Annotated in this window: 4 protein-coding genes; all 4 read left to right on the forward strand. The window is 72.0% G+C overall.

Features of this window, described 5'->3' with window-relative positions; translation table 11 throughout:
- The first annotated feature begins 211 nt into the window (after window positions 1-211).
- Window positions 212-12,364, forward strand: a complete 12,153-nt coding sequence (locus AORI_RS48400) for a non-ribosomal peptide synthetase (protein WP_016331872.1) — start codon at window positions 212-214, stop codon at window positions 12,362-12,364.
- A 20-nt stretch (window positions 12,365-12,384) separates the two neighbouring features.
- Window positions 12,385-17,961: a non-ribosomal peptide synthetase gene (locus AORI_RS48405; protein ID WP_016331873.1), complete on the forward strand. Its 5,577-nt coding sequence runs from the start codon at window positions 12,385-12,387 to the stop codon at window positions 17,959-17,961.
- Window positions 17,958-18,167: an MbtH family protein gene (locus AORI_RS48410; RefSeq protein ID WP_016331874.1), complete on the forward strand. Its 210-nt coding sequence runs from the start codon at window positions 17,958-17,960 to the stop codon at window positions 18,165-18,167. The genes AORI_RS48405 and AORI_RS48410 overlap by 4 nt, the downstream gene beginning before the upstream one ends.
- Window positions 18,168-18,254: 87 nt before the next feature.
- The gene (locus AORI_RS48415; protein WP_016331875.1) at window positions 18,255-19,430 is read left to right on the forward strand and encodes a cytochrome P450; all 1,176 of its coding nucleotides are present in this window, start codon (window positions 18,255-18,257) and stop codon (window positions 19,428-19,430) included.
- Window positions 19,431-19,499: the final 69 nt, after the last annotated feature.

A 19,499-nucleotide genomic window follows, 5' to 3' on the forward strand; every position in this document is an offset into this window, starting at 1 on the left:
ACTTTCGCGACGCCGGGCCGCGTTTGCCTTACCGCTCAACAGAACGGCGCGGCTGGACATGTTGTCCGGCAAGGCCGGACCGGGGGATGATCCCTTCACTGGGGTTATTCCGTACAAGAAGGCGCACTCCTCGAACCGGCCAAGGCCGAATCGGGGATTTCAAGCTGAGCTAGACGAACTTCACACCCTTCGCTGATTGAGGGAGACATTGATGAACCAGTCGCGGATTGAGGAAATCTGGCCGCTGTCGCCATTGCAGGCCGGATTGCTCTTCCACGCGGTTTACGACGGCGAAGGGCCTGACGTCTACGTCGGTCATTGGATCCTGGACCTGGACGGGCCGGTGGACGCGGCCAGGCTGCGCGCGGCCTGGGAAGCGCTGCTGTCCCGGCACGCCCCGCTGCGCGCTTGTTTCCGGCAGCGCAAATCGGGCGAGACGGTGCAGATCATCGCCAAGCAGGTGGACCTTCCGTGGCGGGAGATCGACCTCTCGCAGGTCGAAGATCCCGCCGAAGCCGTGCGTGAACTGGCCGAGCAGGACCGGACGACCAGATTCGATCTGACGCGCGCGCCCTTGCTGCGGCTCACTTTGATCCGCCTCGGCGACGACGCGCACCGCCTGGTGGTGACCTGCCATCACACGATCATGGACGGCTGGTCGCTGCCCATCGTGCTGGCCGAGATGTCGACGCTGTACGCGGCGGACGGCGCTCCGACGGACCTGCCGGAAGTGACGTCGTACCGGGAGTACCTGGCCTGGCTGGGCCGTCAGGACAAGGAGCGGTCGCTCGCGGCGTGGACGGAACGGCTGGCGGGCGCCGAGGAGCCGACGCTGGTGGTGCCTGCGGATCCGGGGCGGGCGCCGGCCGAGCCGGAGAGTGTCGAGGCCGGGCTGCCGGAGAACGTCACGCGAGCGCTGGGCGAACTGGCCCGTGCCAAGGGATTGACGCTGAACACGGTGGTGCAGGGCGCGTGGGCACTGGTGCTGGCGCAGCTGACCGGGCGGACGGACGTGGTGTTCGGGGCGGCGGTGTCGGCGCGTCCGCCGGACCTTCCCGGCGTGGAGGGGATGGTGGGGCTGTTCCTCAACACCGTTCCCGTGCGCGTGAGCTTGCAGGCTTCGACGCCGGTCGCCGGATTGCTGACGGAGCTGCAGAAGCGGCAGTCCGCGCTCATCCCCGACCAGTACGTGGGGCTGGCGGACATCCAGCAGGCGGCCGGTCCCGGCGCCGTCTTCGACACGTTGATCGTCTTCGAGAAGTTCCACCACGATTCCGGGGAATTGGGCTCCGCCGAGACCTTCGGCGTCCGGGTGCATCAGGGCCGCGTGGCCGCCCACTATCCGCTGACGCTGGTCGCGGTCCCCGGCGAGTCGATGTACTTCAAGCTGGACTATCTGACCGACCTCTTCGACCGGGACACCGCGCTCGCGATCATCGAGCGTTTCACCGGGGTGCTGCGCCTGCTGACGGACGCGGGCGAGGCCACGGTCGCCGACATCGAGGTGACGAGCCCGGCCGAGCGCGCCTTGGTGGTCGACGCCTGGGGCACGTCGTCCCAGGCGGCGCCGAACCGGACGGCGCCGGAACTGTTCGACACACAGGTGGAGCGCCACCGCGACGAGCCGGCGATCGTCGACGGCGACCGGGCGCTGTCGTACGGAGAACTCGCCGAGCGCGCGGAACGGCTCGCCGGTCACCTGCACGGCAAGGGAGTCCGGCGCGGCGACCGGGTGGCCGTGGTGCTGGACCGGTCACCCGAGCTGATCGTGACGTTGCTCGCGGTGTGGAAGGCGGGCGCGGCGTACGTGCCGGTGGATCCCGCCTATCCGGTGGAACGCGTGCAGTTCATGCTGACGGATTCCGGGCCCGCGGCGGTGGTGTGCGCGAAAACGTACCGGGACGCCGTGCTGGACGTCGGCCTCGAACCGATCGTGCTGGACGATCCCCGGACGCGGCGGGCGGTGGAGGAGAGCGCTCGCCGGTCGACCGCCACGAGCGGCCTCGACCTCGCCTACGTGATGTACACGTCCGGGTCGACGGGGACGCCGAAGGGGGTCGCGGTGTCGCACGGCGACGTCGCGGCGCTGGCCGGGGAACCGGGCTGGCGGGTGGGCCCCGGCGACGCGGTGCTGATGCACGCTTCGCACGCCTTCGACATCTCGCTGTTCGAGCTGTGGGTGCCGCTGGTGTCGGGCGCACGGGTGGTCTTGGCCGGAGCGGGCGCGGTGGACGGCGAGGCGCTGGCGCGTCACGTCGCCGACGGCGTCACGGCCGCCCACTTGACCGCGGGGGCCTTCCGCGTGCTGGCCGAGGAATCGCCGGAATCCGTCGCCGGGCTGCGCGAGGTGCTGACCGGCGGCGACGCGGTGCCGCTTTCGGCGGTGGAGCGCGTGCGGCGGGTGTGCCCGGACGTGCGGGTGCGGCATCTCTACGGCCCGACCGAGGCCACGCTGTGCGCGACGTGGTGGCTGCTCGAACCCGGGGACGAGCCGGGTTCGGTGCTGCCGATCGGACGGCCGCTCGCGGGACGGCGGGTCTACGTGCTCGACGCGTTCCTGCGGCCCGTGCCCGCGGGGGTGCCCGGCGAGCTGTACCTCGCCGGAGCCGGTGTGGCGCAAGGCTATCTGGACCGTCCGGCGTTGACGGCCGAGCGGTTCGTCGCCGATCCCTTCGCGGCCGACGGGCGGATGTACCGCACCGGGGACCTGGCGTACTGGACGGATCAGGGCGCGCTGGCGTTCGCCGGGCGCGCCGACGACCAGGTGAAGATCCGCGGCTATCGCGTGGAACCGGGCGAGATCGAGGTGGTCCTCGGCGGTCTGCCGGGGGTGGCGCAGGCCGTGGTGCTCCCGAGGGGCGAGCATCTGATCGGCTACGTGGTCGCCGAAGCGGGGCAGGACGCCGACCCGGAGCGCCTGCGCGGGCAGCTCGCCGAGACCTTGCCCGAATTCATGGTCCCGGCCGTGGTGCTGGTACTGGACGCCTTGCCGTTGACGGTCAACGGGAAGGTGGACCGGCGGGCCTTGCCCGAACCGGACTTCGCGTCGAAGTCGGCGGGCCGGGAACCGGTCACCGACGCCGAACGAGTCCTTTGTGGAGTGTTCGCCGAAGTCCTCGGTCTCGACCGGGTCGGGATCGACGACAGCTTCTTCGAACTGGGCGGCGACTCGATCTCGTCGATGCAGGTCGCCGCTCGCGCCCGTCGTGAGGGCATCCCGCTGACGCCGCGGCAGGTGTTCGAGCACCGGACTCCCGAGCGCCTCGCGGTCTTGGCGCGGGAGACCGCCGCGACGCCGCGCGCCGAGGCCGTCACCGGCGTGGGGGAGATCCCGCGGACGCCGGTGATGCTCGCGCTCGGAGACGACGCGCTGCGCCCCGGTTTCGCGCAGGTGCGCGTCGTCGTCGCTCCGGCGGGCCTGGACCAGGACACGCTGGCGAGCGCGCTGCAGGCGGTGCTGGACACGCACGATCTGCTGCGGGCTCGGGTGGAGCCGGACGGACGGCTGATCGTGCCCGAGCGCGGCGCGGTGGACGCGGCCGGTCTGGTCACGCGGGTGGCCGCTGGAACTGCGGAACTCGACGAGGTCGCCGAGCGCGAGCTCAGGACGGCGACGGGCACGCTGGACCCGTCGGCGGGGATCATGGCGCGGCTCGTCTGGGTCGACGCCGGGGACGCCGGGCCGGGACGGCTGGCCTTCGTGGCGCATCACCTGGCCGTCGACGCGGTGTCGTGGGGAATCCTGCTGCCGGATCTGCGGACGGCTTACGACGAGCTGATCTCCGGCCGGACCCCCGCCCTCGAAGCACCGGCGACGTCGTACCGGCAGTGGGCGCTGAGGCAGGTCGAGCAGGCGCACAGCGAGCGCACCGTGGCCGAACTCGAGGACTGGGCCGCCCTGCTGGACGGCGCGGACCCGGCCGGGGAAGAGGACACCGGACAGTCGTATTCGTGGTCCACGCGACTGACCGGCACCGAGGCGCGCAACCTGGTGACGCTCTTGCCGGGCGCGTTCCACTGCGGGATCCAGGACGTCCTGCTGGCGGGACTCGCCGGTGCGGTGGCGCGGGTACGCGGTACCGGCGCCGGGCTGCTGGTGGACGTGGAAGGACATGGGCGCGAAGCCGCCGACGGCGAGGACCTGCTGCGCACCGTCGGCTGGTTCACCAGCGTCCACCCGGTCCGCTTCGATCTGTCCGATGTGGACCTCGCGGCCGCCGGATCGTTGCTGAAGACCGCGAAGGACCAGATCCGCGCCGTGCCCGGCGATGGATCCGGCTACGGGCTGCTGCGTCATCTCAACCCCGGCACCGCGGCGACGCTGGCCGCGCTGCCGTCCGCGCGGATCGGCTTCAACTATCTCGGCCGGACCGTCCTCGCCCCGGAGGACACCGCGTGGGAGCCGGACGGCGAAGGGCCGCTCGGCGGCGGTCCGGACATGGTCCTCGCGCACGCCGTGGAGGTCAGCGCGGAGGTCCAGGACACGCCGTCCGGACCCCGGCTGGGGTTGGCCATCGACGCCCGGGACGCCGGCTCCGGCCTGGTGCAACGGCTCGGTGAGGCGTGGGCGGAGACGCTGAGCGCCCTCGCGGCGCTCGCCGGGGATCCCGGCGCGGGCGGGCACACGCCGTCCGACTTCGCCCTCGTCGGCCTGACGCGGCGGGACGTGACGGAACTGGAAACGGCGGCGCCGGGGCTGACCGACATCTGGCCGCTGTCGCCGTTGCAGGAGGGCATGCTCTTCGAGCGGGCCTTCGACGCCGACGGCGTCGACGTCTACCAGAGCCAGCGGATCCTGGGCCTCGACGGGCCGCTCGACGCGGAACGGCTGCGCGAGGCTTGGACGCGGGTGCTCGCCCGGCACGAATCGCTCCGGACCGGTTTTCATCAGCTGGGGTCCGGCGAGACGGTGCAGGTCGTCGTGGGGGAGGCCGAACTCCCTTGGCGCGTGGTGGATCTGTCGCACCTCGACGAGGCGGCCGCGGCCGCGGAGATCGAACGGCTCCTCGCCGAGGATCAGGACAGGCGGTTCGACGTGACCCAGCCGCCGTTGCTGCGGCTGTCGCTGATCCGGCTCGGTGCCGACCGGCACCGGCTCGTGCTGACGTCCCACCATGTCGTGCTGGACGGCTGGTCGACGCCGCTCGTCGTGGGTGAGGTGTCGGCCGCGTACGCGGGCGGGCAGCTCCCCGCGAAGGCGCCGTCCTTCAAGGACTACCTGGCGTGGCTGGGCCGCCAGGACGCCGACGCGACCCGGGCGGCGTGGCGGGCCGAGCTCGACGGCGCGGACGAACCGTCCCTTGTGGACGCCGACGCGGACAAGACGATGGTGATGCCCGGGGAGCACGCCGAACTGCTGTCCGAGGGGACGACGCGCGCGCTCACCGAACTGGCCAGGGCCAACGGGGTGACGACGAGCACGATCCTGCAGGCCGCCTGGGCGCTGGTGCTGGCGCGGCTCGCGGGCCGGACGGACGTGGTGTTCGGGTCGGTGGTGGCCGGCCGTCCGGCGGAGGTGCCGGACGTCGAACGCATGGTGGGGATGTTCATCAACACCGTCCCGGTCCGGGTGCGGCTCGACGGCGGGCAGCCGGTGCTGGAGCTGATCCGGGAGCTGCAGGGACGCCTGGCGGCGTTGACCGAACACCAGTACCTCGGCCTGCCGGAGATCCAGAAGGCGGTGGGCACGGGCGCGGTCTTCGACACCATCGTCATGATCGAGAACTACCCGCACACCGCCGACGGTCTCGGCGACGACGGCGGGGTCGCGATCAGCTCGGTCGTCACCCGCACCGGCACCGGTTATCCGCTGACCATGAACGTCAGCCTCGGGAGCCGCCTGCGGATCAACGTGTCCTACCGGCCCGACCGGATCGGCGCCGGCACGGCCGCCGAGGTCGCCCGGCAGGTCGTGCGGGTCCTGGACCAGGTGGTGGCACGGCCTTCGCTGCCGGTGGGCCGCCTCGGCGTGACGAGCGAACCGGCGCGCGAGTCGGTGGTGGAACGCTGGAACGCGACGGGCGACGCGGCCGACACGACGTCGGTACTGGAGTTGTTCCGGCGTCAGGCCGTCGCCTCGCCGGACGCGGTGGCGGTCGTGGACGGGGAACGCACCCTGTCCTACACCGGCCTCGACCGTGAATCCGACCGGCTGGCCGGATATCTGGCCGCCGTCGGGGTGCGGCGCGGTGACCGCGTCGGTGTGGTGATGGAACGCGGCGCGGACCTCCTCGTCGCCCTGCTCGCGGTCTGGAAGGCGGGTGCCGCGCAGGTACCGGTGAACGTCGGCTACCCCGCGGAGCGGATCGAGCGGATGCTGGCCGACGCCGGGGTGTCGGTCGCGGTCTGCCTCGAAGCGAGCCGCAAGGCGGTGCCGGACGGGGTCGAGCCGGTGGTCGCGGATCTGCCGTCGCTCGACGGGACACGGCACGAGGCGCCACGGGTCACGGTCGGGGCGCACGACGTCGCCTACGTCATGTACACGTCGGGATCGACCGGGGTGCCGAAGGGTGTCGCGGTGCCACACGGAAGCGTGGCGGCGCTGGCGAGCGACCCGGGCTGGTCGCAGGGCCCCGGCGATCACGTACTGCTGCACGCGTCGCACGCTTTCGACGCGTCGCTGGTCGAGCTCTGGGTGCCGCTGGTCAGCGGGGCCCGCGTGGTGGTCGCGGAACCGGGCACCGTGGACGCGGAGCGGCTCCGCGAGGCGATCGCCCGCGGGGTGACCACCGTCCACCTGACGGCGGGTGCCTTCCGTGCGGTGGCCGAGGAAGCGCCGGACTCCTTCCGCGGGCTGCGGGAGATCCTGACCGGTGGGGACGCGGTCCCGCTCGCCTCCGTCGAACGGATGCGCCGGGCCTGCCCCGGCGTCCGGTTCCGGCAGCTCTACGGTCCGACCGAGATCACCCTCTGCGCCACCTGGCTCGTTCTCGAACCGGGGGCGGAAACGGGGGACACACTGCCGATCGGCGGACCGCTGGCGGGTCGGCGGGCCTACGTGCTCGACGCGTTCCTGCAGCCGGTGGCCCCGGGTGTGACCGGTGAGCTCTACCTCGCCGGAGCGGGGCTGGCGCACGGCTACCTCGGCAACCCGGTGTCGACTTCGGAGCGGTTCGTCGCCGATCCGTTCGCCCCCGGAGAGCGGATGTACCGGACCGGCGACCTGGCACGCTGGACGGAACAGGGCCAGCTGCTCTTCGGCGGGCGTGCCGACGCCCAGGTGAAGATCCGGGGCTACCGGGTCGAACCCGGCGAGATCGAGGCGGTGCTGACCGAGATCCCCGACGTCGCGCAGGCGATCGTGGTGGCGCGGGAGGAACGCCCCGGCGAAAAGCGGCTGATCGCCTACGTGACCGCGGAACCGGGACAGGGACTGGAATCCGCCGCGGTCCGCGCGCAGCTCGCGGCCCGGCTGCCGGAGTTCATGGTGCCGTCGGTGGTGCTGGTGCTGGACGGTTTCCCGTTGACCATCAACGGGAAGATCGACCGCGCGGCCCTGCCCGCCCCCGAATTCGTCCCGGCGGCGGCCGGTCGCGAACCGCGCACCGGGACCGAACGGGTGCTGTGCGACCTGTTCGCCGAAATCCTCGGACTGGACCGGGTCGGCGCCGACGACGGTTTCTTCGAACTGGGCGGGGACTCGATCCTCTCGATGCGGCTGGCCGCCCGCGCGCGCCGCGAGAACCTCGTGTTCGGGGCGAAGCAGGTCTTCGACCACAAGACGCCCGCGGGGATCGCGGCGGTCGCCGAGCACGGCGGACGGACGCGGGCCGAGGACGGCGAGGGCGTCGGCGAGGTCCCGTTGACACCGGTGGTGCGGGCGCTGCTCGAACGCGACCCCCTCGGACTGACCCGCGGCGGCATGGCGCAGTGGGTGATCGTGGACGTGCCCGGCGACCTTTCCGTGACCGCCCTGGCCGCCGGACTGGGCGCGGTGCTCGACACCCACGACCTGCTGCGGAGCCGGCTCGTCGCGACCGAGGGCGAGGAGCCCCGGCTGGTCGTGGCCGACCGGGGAACCGTCGACGCGGCGACGCTGGTCGAGCGTGCCGCCGCGGGCGACATCGACGAAATCGCGAGTGACGCGGCGGCACGCCTGGATCCCCTCGCGGGCGTGATGGTGCGGGCGGTCCTGGCGGACGCCGGGCGGCTCGTGGTGGCCGCGCATCACCTCGTGGTCGACGTGGTGTCGTGGCGAACCCTGCTGCCGGACCTGCAAGCGGCCTGCGAGGCCGCAGTCGCCGGCCTGCGTCCGTCGCTCGAAGCGCCGGACGTCTCCTTCCGGCGCTGGTCGCGGACGCTGACCGAAGAGGCGGCGAACCGGACCGCCGAGCTGGCGACGTGGACGGAGATCCTCGACGGGGCACCGCGGCGGCTCGGCGAGCTCGATCCCCGGCGTGACACCGTGTCGACCGCGGGCCGCCGGACCTGGACCCGGCCGGCGGGCACGCTCGCGGACAAGGCGACCTCGGCCTTCCACTGCGGTGTCCACGAGGTACTGCTGGCCACCCTGGCCGGCGCCGTGACCGGCTGGCGGGGCGGCACCGCCGTCGTCGTGGACGTCGAAGGCCACGGGCGTCAGCCCCTCGGCGACATGGACCTGTCGCGGACGCTCGGCTGGTTCACCGACGTCCACCCGCTCCGGCTGGACACGACCGGGGCCGACCCGGCCGACGTCGTCGCGGGCGGCGACGCGGCGGGCCGTCTGCTGAAGCAGGTCAAGGAGAACGTGCGGGCGGTGCCCGACGGCGGGCTCGGCTACGGGATGCTGCGTCATCTCAACCCGGAGACGGCACCGGTCCTCGCGGCGCTGCCGAAGGCGGAGATCGGATTCAACTACCTCGGCCGCTTCTCCGCACGAGCCGACGGTGGCGGCGAGCCTTGGCGGATAACGGGAATCGTCGGTGACGCGGCGGACGATGCCACGCCTCTGCGGCACGTCCTGGAGATCGACGCCGTCGTGGCGGACGGCGCGGACGGTCCCGAGTTCAGCCTGACCGTGACCTGGGCCCGCCGGCTCCTCGGCGACGCCGAAGCCGAGTCGTTCGCCGACGCGTGGCTGGCCGCGCTGACCGGCCTCGCCGCGCACGTCGACGGCGGCGGCGGGGGACACACTCCGTCCGACTTCCCGCTCACCGCGCTGACGCAGCGAGAGGTGGCGCGGATCGAGGCCGCCGTGCCGGATCTGCTCGACATCTGGCCGCTTTCCCCGCTGCAGGAGGGATTGCTGTTCCACTCCACCGGCGAGGACGGCCTCGACGTCTACGCGAGCATGCGGACCCTCGCCCTCGACGGCCCGCTGGACGCCGCCCGGTTCCGCGCGTCCTGGCAGGCCATGCTCGACCGGCACGCCGCCCTGCGGACGAGTTTCCACCAGCTCCCGTCCGGGACGGCCGTGCAGACGATCTCCCGTGAGGCGACGCTGCCCTGGCAGGAGACCGACCTGTCCCGGCTGCCCGAGGACGAGGCGCTGGCGGAATTCGACCGGCTCGCCGCGGCACAGCACGCCGAACGGTTCGACCTGGCCAAGGGACCGATGCTGCGCCTGCACCTGGTGCGCCTCGGCGAACGCAGGCACCGGCTGATCTTCACGTCGCATCACATCGTGGTCGACGGCTGGTCCCTGCCGCTGCTCGCCACCGGCGTGCTGGCCGTGTACGAAGCGGGCGGCGACGCCCGGGCGCTGCCCCCGTCGGCGTCGTACCGCGACTATCTCGCCTGGATCGCGGACCAGGACAAGACGGCGGCGCTGGAGGCGTGGCGGACCGAACTGGCGGGGCTCGACGAGGCGACCCAGATCGTGCCGCCGGAGTCGATCCTCACCCCGCTCGCACCCGAACGCGTCAGGTTCGCCCTCGGCGACGAGCCGAGCAGGCGCCTGGCGGAGTTCTGCCGCCGTCACGGGGTCACGCCGAACACGCTCTTCCAGGGGATCTGGGCCCTGCACCTGGCCCGGCTGACCGGACGGCGGGACGTGGTCTTCGGCGCCGCGGTGGCCGGGCGTCCGGCCGACATCCCCGGGGTGGAGGCCGCGGTCGGCCTGTTCATGAACATGCTGCCGGTCCGGGCGCGCCTCGTCGGCACCGAACCGGTCGTCGACATGCTGAAGAACCTGCAGGAGCGGCAGTTCGATCTGCTGCCGCATCAGCACCTCGGGCAGGGAGAGATCATCAAGGCGGCAGGCCGGGGCGCGGCGTTCGACACGATCCTGGTGTTCGAGAACTATCCGCCCCCGCCGCCCCGGCTCGACGGCCCCGACGCGCTCGTCTTGAGCCCCGCGGGGAACTCGGACGACGACGGGCACTATCCGTTGTCCCTGCGTGCTTCCGTGGCGGGAGGTCCGGTCCGCGGTGAAGTGATCTACCGGCCGGACGTGCTCGACCGGGCCGAGGCCGAGGAGACGGTCGCGACCCTCCTCCGCGCACTCGAGCAGGTGCTGGCCGAACCGCGGACGCCGGTGGGGCGGATCGGCCTGATCGGCCCGGAGCAGCGCCGCCTGGTGGTGGACGAGTGGAACCGGACCGGCAGGCCGGTCACCGAGAAGACGCTGCCGGTGCTGCTGCGCGAACAGGCGGAGCGGACGCCGGACGCGATCGCCGTCCAGGACGCGGCGCGAGGCCTGTCGTACCGGGGATTGGTCGGCGAAGTGGAGTCGCTGGCGCGGCTGCTCGCCGAGGCGGGCGTGCGACGCGAAGCCCGGGTGGGGGTGCTGGTCGAGCGTTCGGCCGACCTCGCGGTGACCCTGCTGGGGGTCATGTTCGCCGGCGGGGCGTTCGTGCCGGTCGATCCGGACTATCCGCGTGACCGCGTCGAATTCATGCTGGCGAACTCGGCGCCCGGGGTGCTGGTGTGCACGAAGGCGACCCGGTCGTTCGTGCCCGCGGAGTTCGCGGGCACGGTGCTGGTGCTGGAGGACCTGCCCGCCGCCGGTCCGGACGCCGCCCTGCCCGAGCCGGCGCCGGAAGACGCGGCGTACGTGATCTACACGTCCGGCTCGACGGGCGTGCCGAAGGGTGTCTTGGTCACCCACTCCGGACTCGTCAACCTCGGCTACGCGCATATCGAACGGATGGCGGTGACGTCGTCCTCACGGATCCTGCAGTTGTCCGCGATCGGCTTCGACGCCATGGTGTCCGAGCTCTACATGTCCCTGCTGGCGGGGGCGACCCTGGTCCTGCCGGACGCGGCGAGCATGCCGCCGAAGGTGACGCTGGGCGACGCGATCCGGCAGGCGGAGATCACGCATCTGACCGTGTCGCCGAGTGTGCTGGCGAGCGAGGACGACCTGCCGGACACGCTGCGGACGGTGCTGACGGGCGGCGAGGCGCTCCCGGCCGCGCTGGTGGACCGCTGGTCGCCGGGCCGCCGGGTGATCCAGGCCTACGGGCCGACCGAGACCACCATCTGCTCGACGATGAGCGCCCCGTTGTCCCCGGGACACGACCAGGTCCCGCTCGGCGGACCGATCCACAACGTGGGGCACTACGTGCTCGACGCGTTCCTGCGGCCGGTGCCGCCCGGTGTGGTCGGCGAGCTCTACATCACCGGTGTCGGACTGGCCCGCGGCTACCTCGGCCGTCCCGGCCTGACCGCGGAACGGTTCGTCGCCAGCCCGTTCGCGCCCGGCGAGCGGATGTACCGCTCGGGCGACCTGTTCCGCTGGACCCGGGAAGGCCAGCTGCTCTTCGCCGGTCGGGTCGACGCGCAGGTCAAGGTCCGCGGCTACCGGGTCGAGCCCGCCGAGATCGAGGCCGTGCTCGCGGAGCATCCGTGGGTCGGCCAGGTGGCGGTCTCCGTCCGCCGGGACGGGCCGGGCGACAAGCGGCTGGTGGCCTATGTCGTGCCGTCGGCGGCCGCCGGCGAGGGGAACGGCACGCTGGCCGCCGCGCTGCGGGAGCTGGCCGCCGAACGCCTGCCGGAGTACATGATGCCCGCGGCGTTCGTGTCGCTGGAGAAGATGCCGCTCACCCCGAACGGCAAACTCGATCACCGGGCGCTGCAAGCCCCCGACTTCGCCGGGACGTCGGCGAAACGGGAGCCGCGCACGGCCGCGGAGGCGGCGCTGTGCGCGCTGTTCGCGGACGTGCTGGGGCTCGACCAGGTGGCTCCCGAGGACAGCTTCTTCGAACTCGGCGGCGACTCGATCACCTCGATGCAGTTGTCGGCGAGGGCCCGCCGTCAGGGGCTGGAACTGACCCCGTGGCAGGTGTTCGAGGAGAAGACGCCGGAACGGCTGGCGCCGCTCGTCCAGGAACTCCCGGCCGAGGACGCGCCCGTCGCGGTACCGGAGCCCGCCGACGGCACGCTACTCGCCCTTTCCCCTGACCAGATGGACCTACTCGAGGCCGGGCTGGCCGGCGAATGACCCGCGTTAAGGAGCAGATCGTGACCGTAGACGACACTCGCGCGAAGCCCCGCTCGAGCGTGGAGGACGTCTGGCCTCTTTCGCCGCTGCAAGAGGGAATGCTTTTCCACACCGCCCTCGACAAGGACGGGCCGGACACCTACACGGTGCAGACCGTCTACGGGATCGACGGGCCGCTGGACGCGGGACGGCTGAAGGCGTCGTGGCAGGCACTCGTGGACCGGCACGCCGCGTTGCGGGCCTGTTTCCGCTACGTCAGCGGCGCGCAGATGGTGCAGGTCATCGCGCGGGACGCCGAGATCCCGTGGCGGGAGACGGATCTTTCGGGACTGGCGGCCGACGCCGTCGAAGCCGAAGTCGACAGGCTGGCCGCGGCGGAGGTGGCCGAGCGGTTGAGCGTCGAGACGGCGCCGCTGATGAAACTGCACCTGATCCGGCTGGGCGAGGAGAGCCACCGGCTCGTGCACACCCTGCACCACGTGCTGACCGACGGCTGGTCGATGCCGATCATCCACCGCGAGCTCGCCGAGATCTACGCCGCGGGAGGCGACGCGTCCGGGCTGCCGCCCACCGTCTCCTACCGGGACTACCTCGCCTGGCTGGGACGGCAGGACAAGGAAGCGGCGAAGGCGGCCTGGCGGAACGAGCTCGCCGGGCTCGACACCCCGACCTTGGTCGTTCCCGCCGATCCGGCGCGCGTGCCGGATATCCACACCACGGTGGTCGAGCTGTCGGCGGAGCTGACCGACGGCCTCGCCCGGCTGGCGCGCGGCCACGGTCTCACCCTGAACTCCGTCGTGCAGGGCGCGTGGGCCGTCGTGCTGTCGCAGCTCGCCGGTCGCACCGACGTGGTGTTCGGCGCGACCGCTTCGGGGCGGCCCGCCGATCTCCCGGGCGTGGAGTCGATGGTCGGCCAGTTGCTCAACACCCTGCCGGTCCGTGTCCGGCTCGACGGCGCGAAGCGGGCGGTCGACCTGTTCGACGAGGTGCAGCGCGGCCAGGCGGCGCTCATGGCGCACCAGTATCTCGGGCTCCAGGACGTGCGGAGCGTCGCCGGACCCGGGGCGGTCTTCGACACGCTCGTCATCTACGAGAACTTCCCCCGCAAGGGACTCGGGAAGCCGTCGGGTGACGGCCTGAACCTGCTCCCGCTGAAGCGGGGGAGCAACTCCTCGCACTATCCGTTCACCCTCGTCACCGGCCCGGGCGAACGGATGCCGCTCATCCTCGACTACGACCGGGGCCTGTTCGACCCCGCGGCCGCCGAATCGGTCGTCGGCGCGATGGCACGGGTGCTGGAGCGGCTGGTCGCCGAGCCCGACGTCCTCGTCGGCCGTCTCACCCTCGCGAGCGAGGCCGAACGCGCCCTGGTGGTGGACGGTTTCAACGCGACCGCGGGCCCGGTGCCGGGGGACTCCGTCGTCGAACTGTTCGCGCGGCGGGTGGCCGGGGCGCCGGACGCGGTGGCGATCATCGACGCCGGCGGCGCGAACCTGACCTACGCCGAAGTCGATCAGGCGTCGGATCGGCTGGCCGGGTATCTCGCCGGTCGCGGTGTCGGCCGCGGCGACCGCGTCGGCGTGGCCATGGAAAGGTCGCCGGAGCTGCCCATCGCGTTCCTGGCGATCTGGAAGGCGGGCGCCGCCTATGTGCCGGTGGACATCGAGTACCCGGCCGAGCGCATCTCGTTCATCCTCGCCGACTCCGGCGTCTCGACCGTCTTGTGCACCGAGGCCACGAAGGCGGTCGCTCCGGAGGACGCGATCGTGCTCGACGCGCCCGGAACACGCGCGGCCGTGGACGGGTGCGCCGCACCGGGAATCCGGCCGCACGCGGACGATCTGGCGTACGTCATGTACACCTCGGGATCCACCGGCCTGCCGAAGGGCGTGGGGATTCCGCACGGGGCCGTCGCCGGGCTGGCGGGTGACCCGGGCTGGCAGATCGGCGAGGACGACGGCGTCCTGATGCACGCGACGCACGTCTTCGACCCGTCGCTGTACGCGATGTGGGTGCCGCTCGTCTCCGGCGCCCGGGTCCTGCTCACCGAACCGGGCGTGCTGGACGCGGCCGGGGTCCGGCAGGCCGTGCGACGGGGCGCGACCTACGTCCACCTCACCGCGGGCACCTTCCGCGCACTGGCGGAAACCTCGCCGGAGTGCTTCGAAGGCCTCATCGAGATCGGGACCGGCGGCGACGTGGTCCCCTTGCAGTCGGTGGAGAACCTGCGGCGGGCCCAGCCCGGCCTGCGCGTGCGCAACACCTACGGGCCGACCGAGACCACCCTGTGCGCGACCTGGCTGCCGATCGAACCCGGTGCCGTGCTCGGCTCCGAGCTGCCGATCGGCCACCCGATGACCAACCGCCGGATCTACGTGCTCGACGCCTTCCTGCGCCCGGTCGCGCCGGGTGTGGCCGGCGAGCTGTACATCGCGGGCACGGGGCTGGCCCGCGGCTACCTGAACAACCCCGGCCTGACCGCCGACCGGTTCGTGGCGTGCCCGTTCCTCCCCGGTGAGCGCATGTACCGCACCGGCGACCTGGCCCGCTGGACCCGCGACGGCGAGATCGTGTTCCTCGGCCGCGCCGACGACCAGGTGAAGATCCGCGGTTACCGGGTCGAGCTCGGTGAGGTGGAGGCCGTGCTGGCCGCCCAGCCGGGAGTGGTCGAGGCGGTCCTGCTGGCGCGTGAGGACCAGCCGGGCGAAAAGCGCCTTGTCGGCTACTTCGTGTCCGACGGCACCGACGCCGGGCCGGAGGAGATCCGGCGGCGGATGGGCCTGGTCCTGCCCGACTACATGGTCCCGATCGCGGTCGTGGCGCTGCCCGGCCTGCCGGTCACCCCCAACGGCAAGGTGGATCGGCGGGCGCTGCCCGCCCCGGACCTCGCGGGACGCTCGTCGGAGAAGGCGCCGGAGAGCGAGACCGAAAAGGTGCTGTGCGCGCTGTTCGCCGAGATCCTCAGCGTCGAGCAGGTGGGGGTCGACGACGCCTTCAACGACCTCGGTGGCAGTTCGGCGCTGGCCATGCGGCTCGTCGCGCGGATCCGTGAGGAACTCGGCGAGGACCTGCCCATCCGGCAGCTGTTCTCCTCACCGACGCCCGCGGGGCTGGCCAGGGCCCTGGCCGCGAAGTCCCGTCCGGTACTGGAAGCCGCCAAGCGGCCGGATCGGGTGCCGTTGACCGCCCGGCAGCTGCGGGCCTGGCTGCTGGCCGATCCTGGCGGGGAGACGGCGGGCCTGACCACCTCGGTCGCGCTTCGCCTGCACGGCAAGCTGAACGTGCCCGCGCTGGTGACGGCGCTCGGCGACGTCGCCGAGCGGCACGAGCTCCTCCGCACGACTTTTCCCGGTGACGCGCAGAGCGTGCACCAGCTCGTCCACGACACCCCGGCGGCCGGGCCGGTCCCGATCCCGGTGACCGAGGAGGCCCTCCCCGGGTTGCTCGCCGAGCGGCGCGAGGCCGCCTTCGACCTCACCCGTGAGGTGCCGTGGCGGTGCGATCTGTTCGAGCTCTCGGAAAAGGAGCACGTGCTGCACCTCCAGGTGCACCGGATCCTGGCGGACGACGATTCGCTGGACGTGTTCTTCCGCGACCTGGCGGCCGCCTACGGCGCGCGGCGTGAGGGCCGGGTCCCGCAGCGCGCGCCGTTGGCCTTGCAGTTCGCCGACTACGCGCTCTGGGAGCGGCGGCTGCTGGAGGACGAGAACGAACCGGGCAGCCTGATCAACGAACAGTTCGCCTTCTGGCGGGAAAACCTGGCCGGTATCGACGGCGAGACGGTGCTCCCGTTCGACCGGCCGCGGCCCGCCGTCCCGTCGCGGCGGGCGGGCACCGTCGCGCTGCGGCTGGACGCCGGCCCGCACGCCCGGCTGACGGAGGCCGCGGAGTCGGCGGGCGTGGAAACGTCGCGGCTGGTGCACGCGGCGCTCGCCATGCTGCTGGCCAAATACGGAGCGGGCGAAGACGTGGTGATCGGCTCGGCGCTGCCCCGGGACGAGGAACTCTTCGACCTCGAACCGATGGTCGGACCGTTCACCCGGCCGCTCGCCGTGCGCACGGATCTCTCGGGTGATCCGACCCACCGGGAGGTCGTCAACCGGGTGCAAGAAGCCTTCCAGGCGACCGAACAGCATCTGGACGTGCCCTTCGAGCGCATCGTCGAGCTGCTCGAACTGCCCGCCTCGCTCTCCCGTCATCCCGTGTTCCAGGTGGGTTTGCGGGTGGACGAGGAGGACATCGACGGCTGGACGGCGGCGGAACTGCCCGCCCTGCGCACCGGTGTCGAACCCGGTGGGGTCGAGGCCATGGAGCTGGATCTGTCGGTCGAACTCACCGAGCTTTTCGACGACGACGACGAACCGGGCGGCTTCGAGGGCGTGCTGCGCTACGCCACCGACCTGTTCGACGAGGCCACCGCCGAGTCGGTGGCCCGGCGGCTGGTCCGCGTCCTCGAACAGGTGGCGGAGGATCCCGGGCGGCGGATCAGCGAGCTGGACCTCTTCCTTGACGACTTCGAACGCTCCCGTCCGCCCATCGCGCCGGCGCGCTGGGCCGGGGCCGTCCCGCAGGTGGTCGCCGACGTGGCCGGGGACGGGCCGCTCGGCGCGCTCGTACTGGACGAGCGGTCGCGCCCCGTCGCCCCGGGCACCGTCGGCGAGCTCTACGTCACCGGTCCCGCGGTGGACGAGGGACCGGCCGATCTCCCGACCGTGCCCTGTCCGTTCGGGGAGGAGGGGCACCGGATGCTGCGGACCGGTCTGCTCGCCAGGAAGACGCCCGCCAAGACCCTGGTCGTCGTCGGCGAGCGGCGGCGGACGAGCTCTTCGGTGAAGACGGGCGACTTCGAGATCCTGCTGCCGCTCCGGACGACCGGGGACCGGCCCCCGCTCTTCTGTGTCCACGCGAGCGGCGGGCTGAGCTGGAACTACGAGCCGCTGTTGCGTCACCTCCCGTCGAACCAGCCGGTCTACGGCGTCCAGGCCCGCGGTCTCGCCAGGACCGAGCCGCTGCCGGGCAGCGTCGAGGAGATGGCCGCCGACTACCTCGCGCAGATCCGTGCCGTGCAGCCGGAAGGGCCGTATCACCTGCTCGGCTGGTCGCTCGGCGGCCGTATCGCGCAGGCGATGGCCAAACTGCTGGAGGAGGAAGGGGAGAAGGTCGGCCTGCTCGCCTTGCTCGACGCCTATCCCGTCTACATGGGACGGAAGACGACCGGGGCGGCGAGCGAGGAAGAGGCGCTGTCGAAGCGGAACCAGGCGGACCTCGACCTCGCGGGCCAGCTGGTCAAGGGCGAGGCCGCCCGTGCCCGCCTGGAGGCGGTCATGCGCAATCTCTGGGACGTCGGGCCGCGCCACGTCTCTTCCCCCTTCGCCGGCGACATCCTGCTCTTCGTGGCCACTGTGGACCGTCCCGAGCATTTGCCGGTTTCGGTGGCGAAGGCCAGCTGGAAGGACTTCACCAGCGGGACCATCGAGACCCACGACGTCCCGTCCAACCACTACGACATGGTGCAAACCGCGGCGCTGGGCCAGATTGGAGCCATCGTCGCCGAGAAACTCCGGCAGCGTCCGGAAGGTGAAAGGACACAACGATGACCAACCCCTTCGACAACGAAGACGGTTCCTTTTTCGTTCTGGTCAACGACGAGGGACAGCACTCGCTGTGGCCCGCCTTCGCCGAGGTGCCCGCGGGCTGGATCACGGTGCACGGCGAGGCCGGCCGCAAGGAATGCCTCGCCTACGTCGAGGAGAACTGGACCGACCTCCGGCCGAAGAGCCTCATCCAGGAAGCGGGCGCCTGAGGGCGCGTGTCCAGCCGCTCAACGCGGACGGTTGGACACGCCGCAGGCTTCGATCACCGGCTGGATGAGGCGAAAGGACCTTGTGCAGTGTTCGAGGAGAAGAACGCCCTCCGGGGCACGGAGATCCACCGGAGAGAGCGCTTCGATCCGGGGCCGGAACTGCGCTCCCTGATGGCCGAGGGCCGCATGTCCGTGATGGAGTCCGAAGACGGCCCAGACGGGCGGACCGGGTGGCTCGCCACCGGGTACGAAGAAACCCGCCAGGTGCTCGGCTCGGACAAGTTCAGCGCCAAGCTGCTCTTCGGCGGCACCGCGGCGGGCCGGATCTGGCCCGGCTTCCTCAACCAGTACGACCCGCCGGAACACACGCGGCTGCGCCGGATGGTGGCGTCGGCGTTCACCTTCCGGCGCATGCAGGACTTCCGGCCGAAGATCGAGGCGATCGTCGAGGCCACGCTGGACGACATCGAAGCCACCGGCGGGCCGGTGGACTTCGTGCCGCGGTTCGCGTGGCCCGTGGCGACGACGGTGATCTGCGACTTCCTCGGCATCCCGCGTGACGACCAGGCCGACCTGTCCCGCGCCCTGCACGCCAGCCGGGCCGAACGGTCGGGCAAACGGCGTGTGGCGGCGGGGAACAAGTACTGGACGTACATGGGCCAGATCGCGGCCAAGACGCGCCGCGATCCCGGTGACGACATGTTCGGCGCCGTGGTGCGCGAGCACGGCGACGACATCACCGACGCGGAACTGCTGGGCGTGGCCGCGTTCGTCATGGGGGCGAGCGGGGACCAGGTGGCCAGGTTCCTCGCGGCGGGGGCGTGGCTGATGGTCGAGCACCCCGAGCAGTTCGCCGTGCTCCGGGACAAGCCGGAAACCGTCCCGGACTGGCTGAACGAGGTGGCCCGGTACCTCACCAGCGACGAGAAGACCACTCCGCGCATCGCGCGGGAGGACGTGTACATCGGTGACCAGCTGGTGAAGAAGGGCGACGCCGTCACCTGCTCGCTGCTGGCTTCGAACCGCCGGCAGTTCCCCGACCCGGAGGACCGGTTCGACATCACCCGGGAAAAGCCGGCGCACGTCACCTTCGGGCACGGCATCCATCACTGCCTCGGCAGGCCGCTGGCCGAAATGGTGTTCCGGGCGGCGATCCCGGGCCTGGCGCACCGCTTTCCCAAGCTCCGGCTGGCCGAACCGGACCGCGAGATCAAACTGGGCCCGCCGCCGTTCGACGTCGAATCCCTGCTGCTCGACTGGTAGCCCGGGCCGTTTCGTTGCCGGGTAAGGCGAAGCCGGCGCCGGGCCCGGTCCGCGGACTGCGTTGCGAAA

This window comes from Amycolatopsis keratiniphila (assembly GCF_000400635.2).
In the GTDB taxonomy this organism is placed as follows: Bacteria; Actinomycetota; Actinomycetes; order Mycobacteriales; family Pseudonocardiaceae; genus Amycolatopsis; species Amycolatopsis keratiniphila.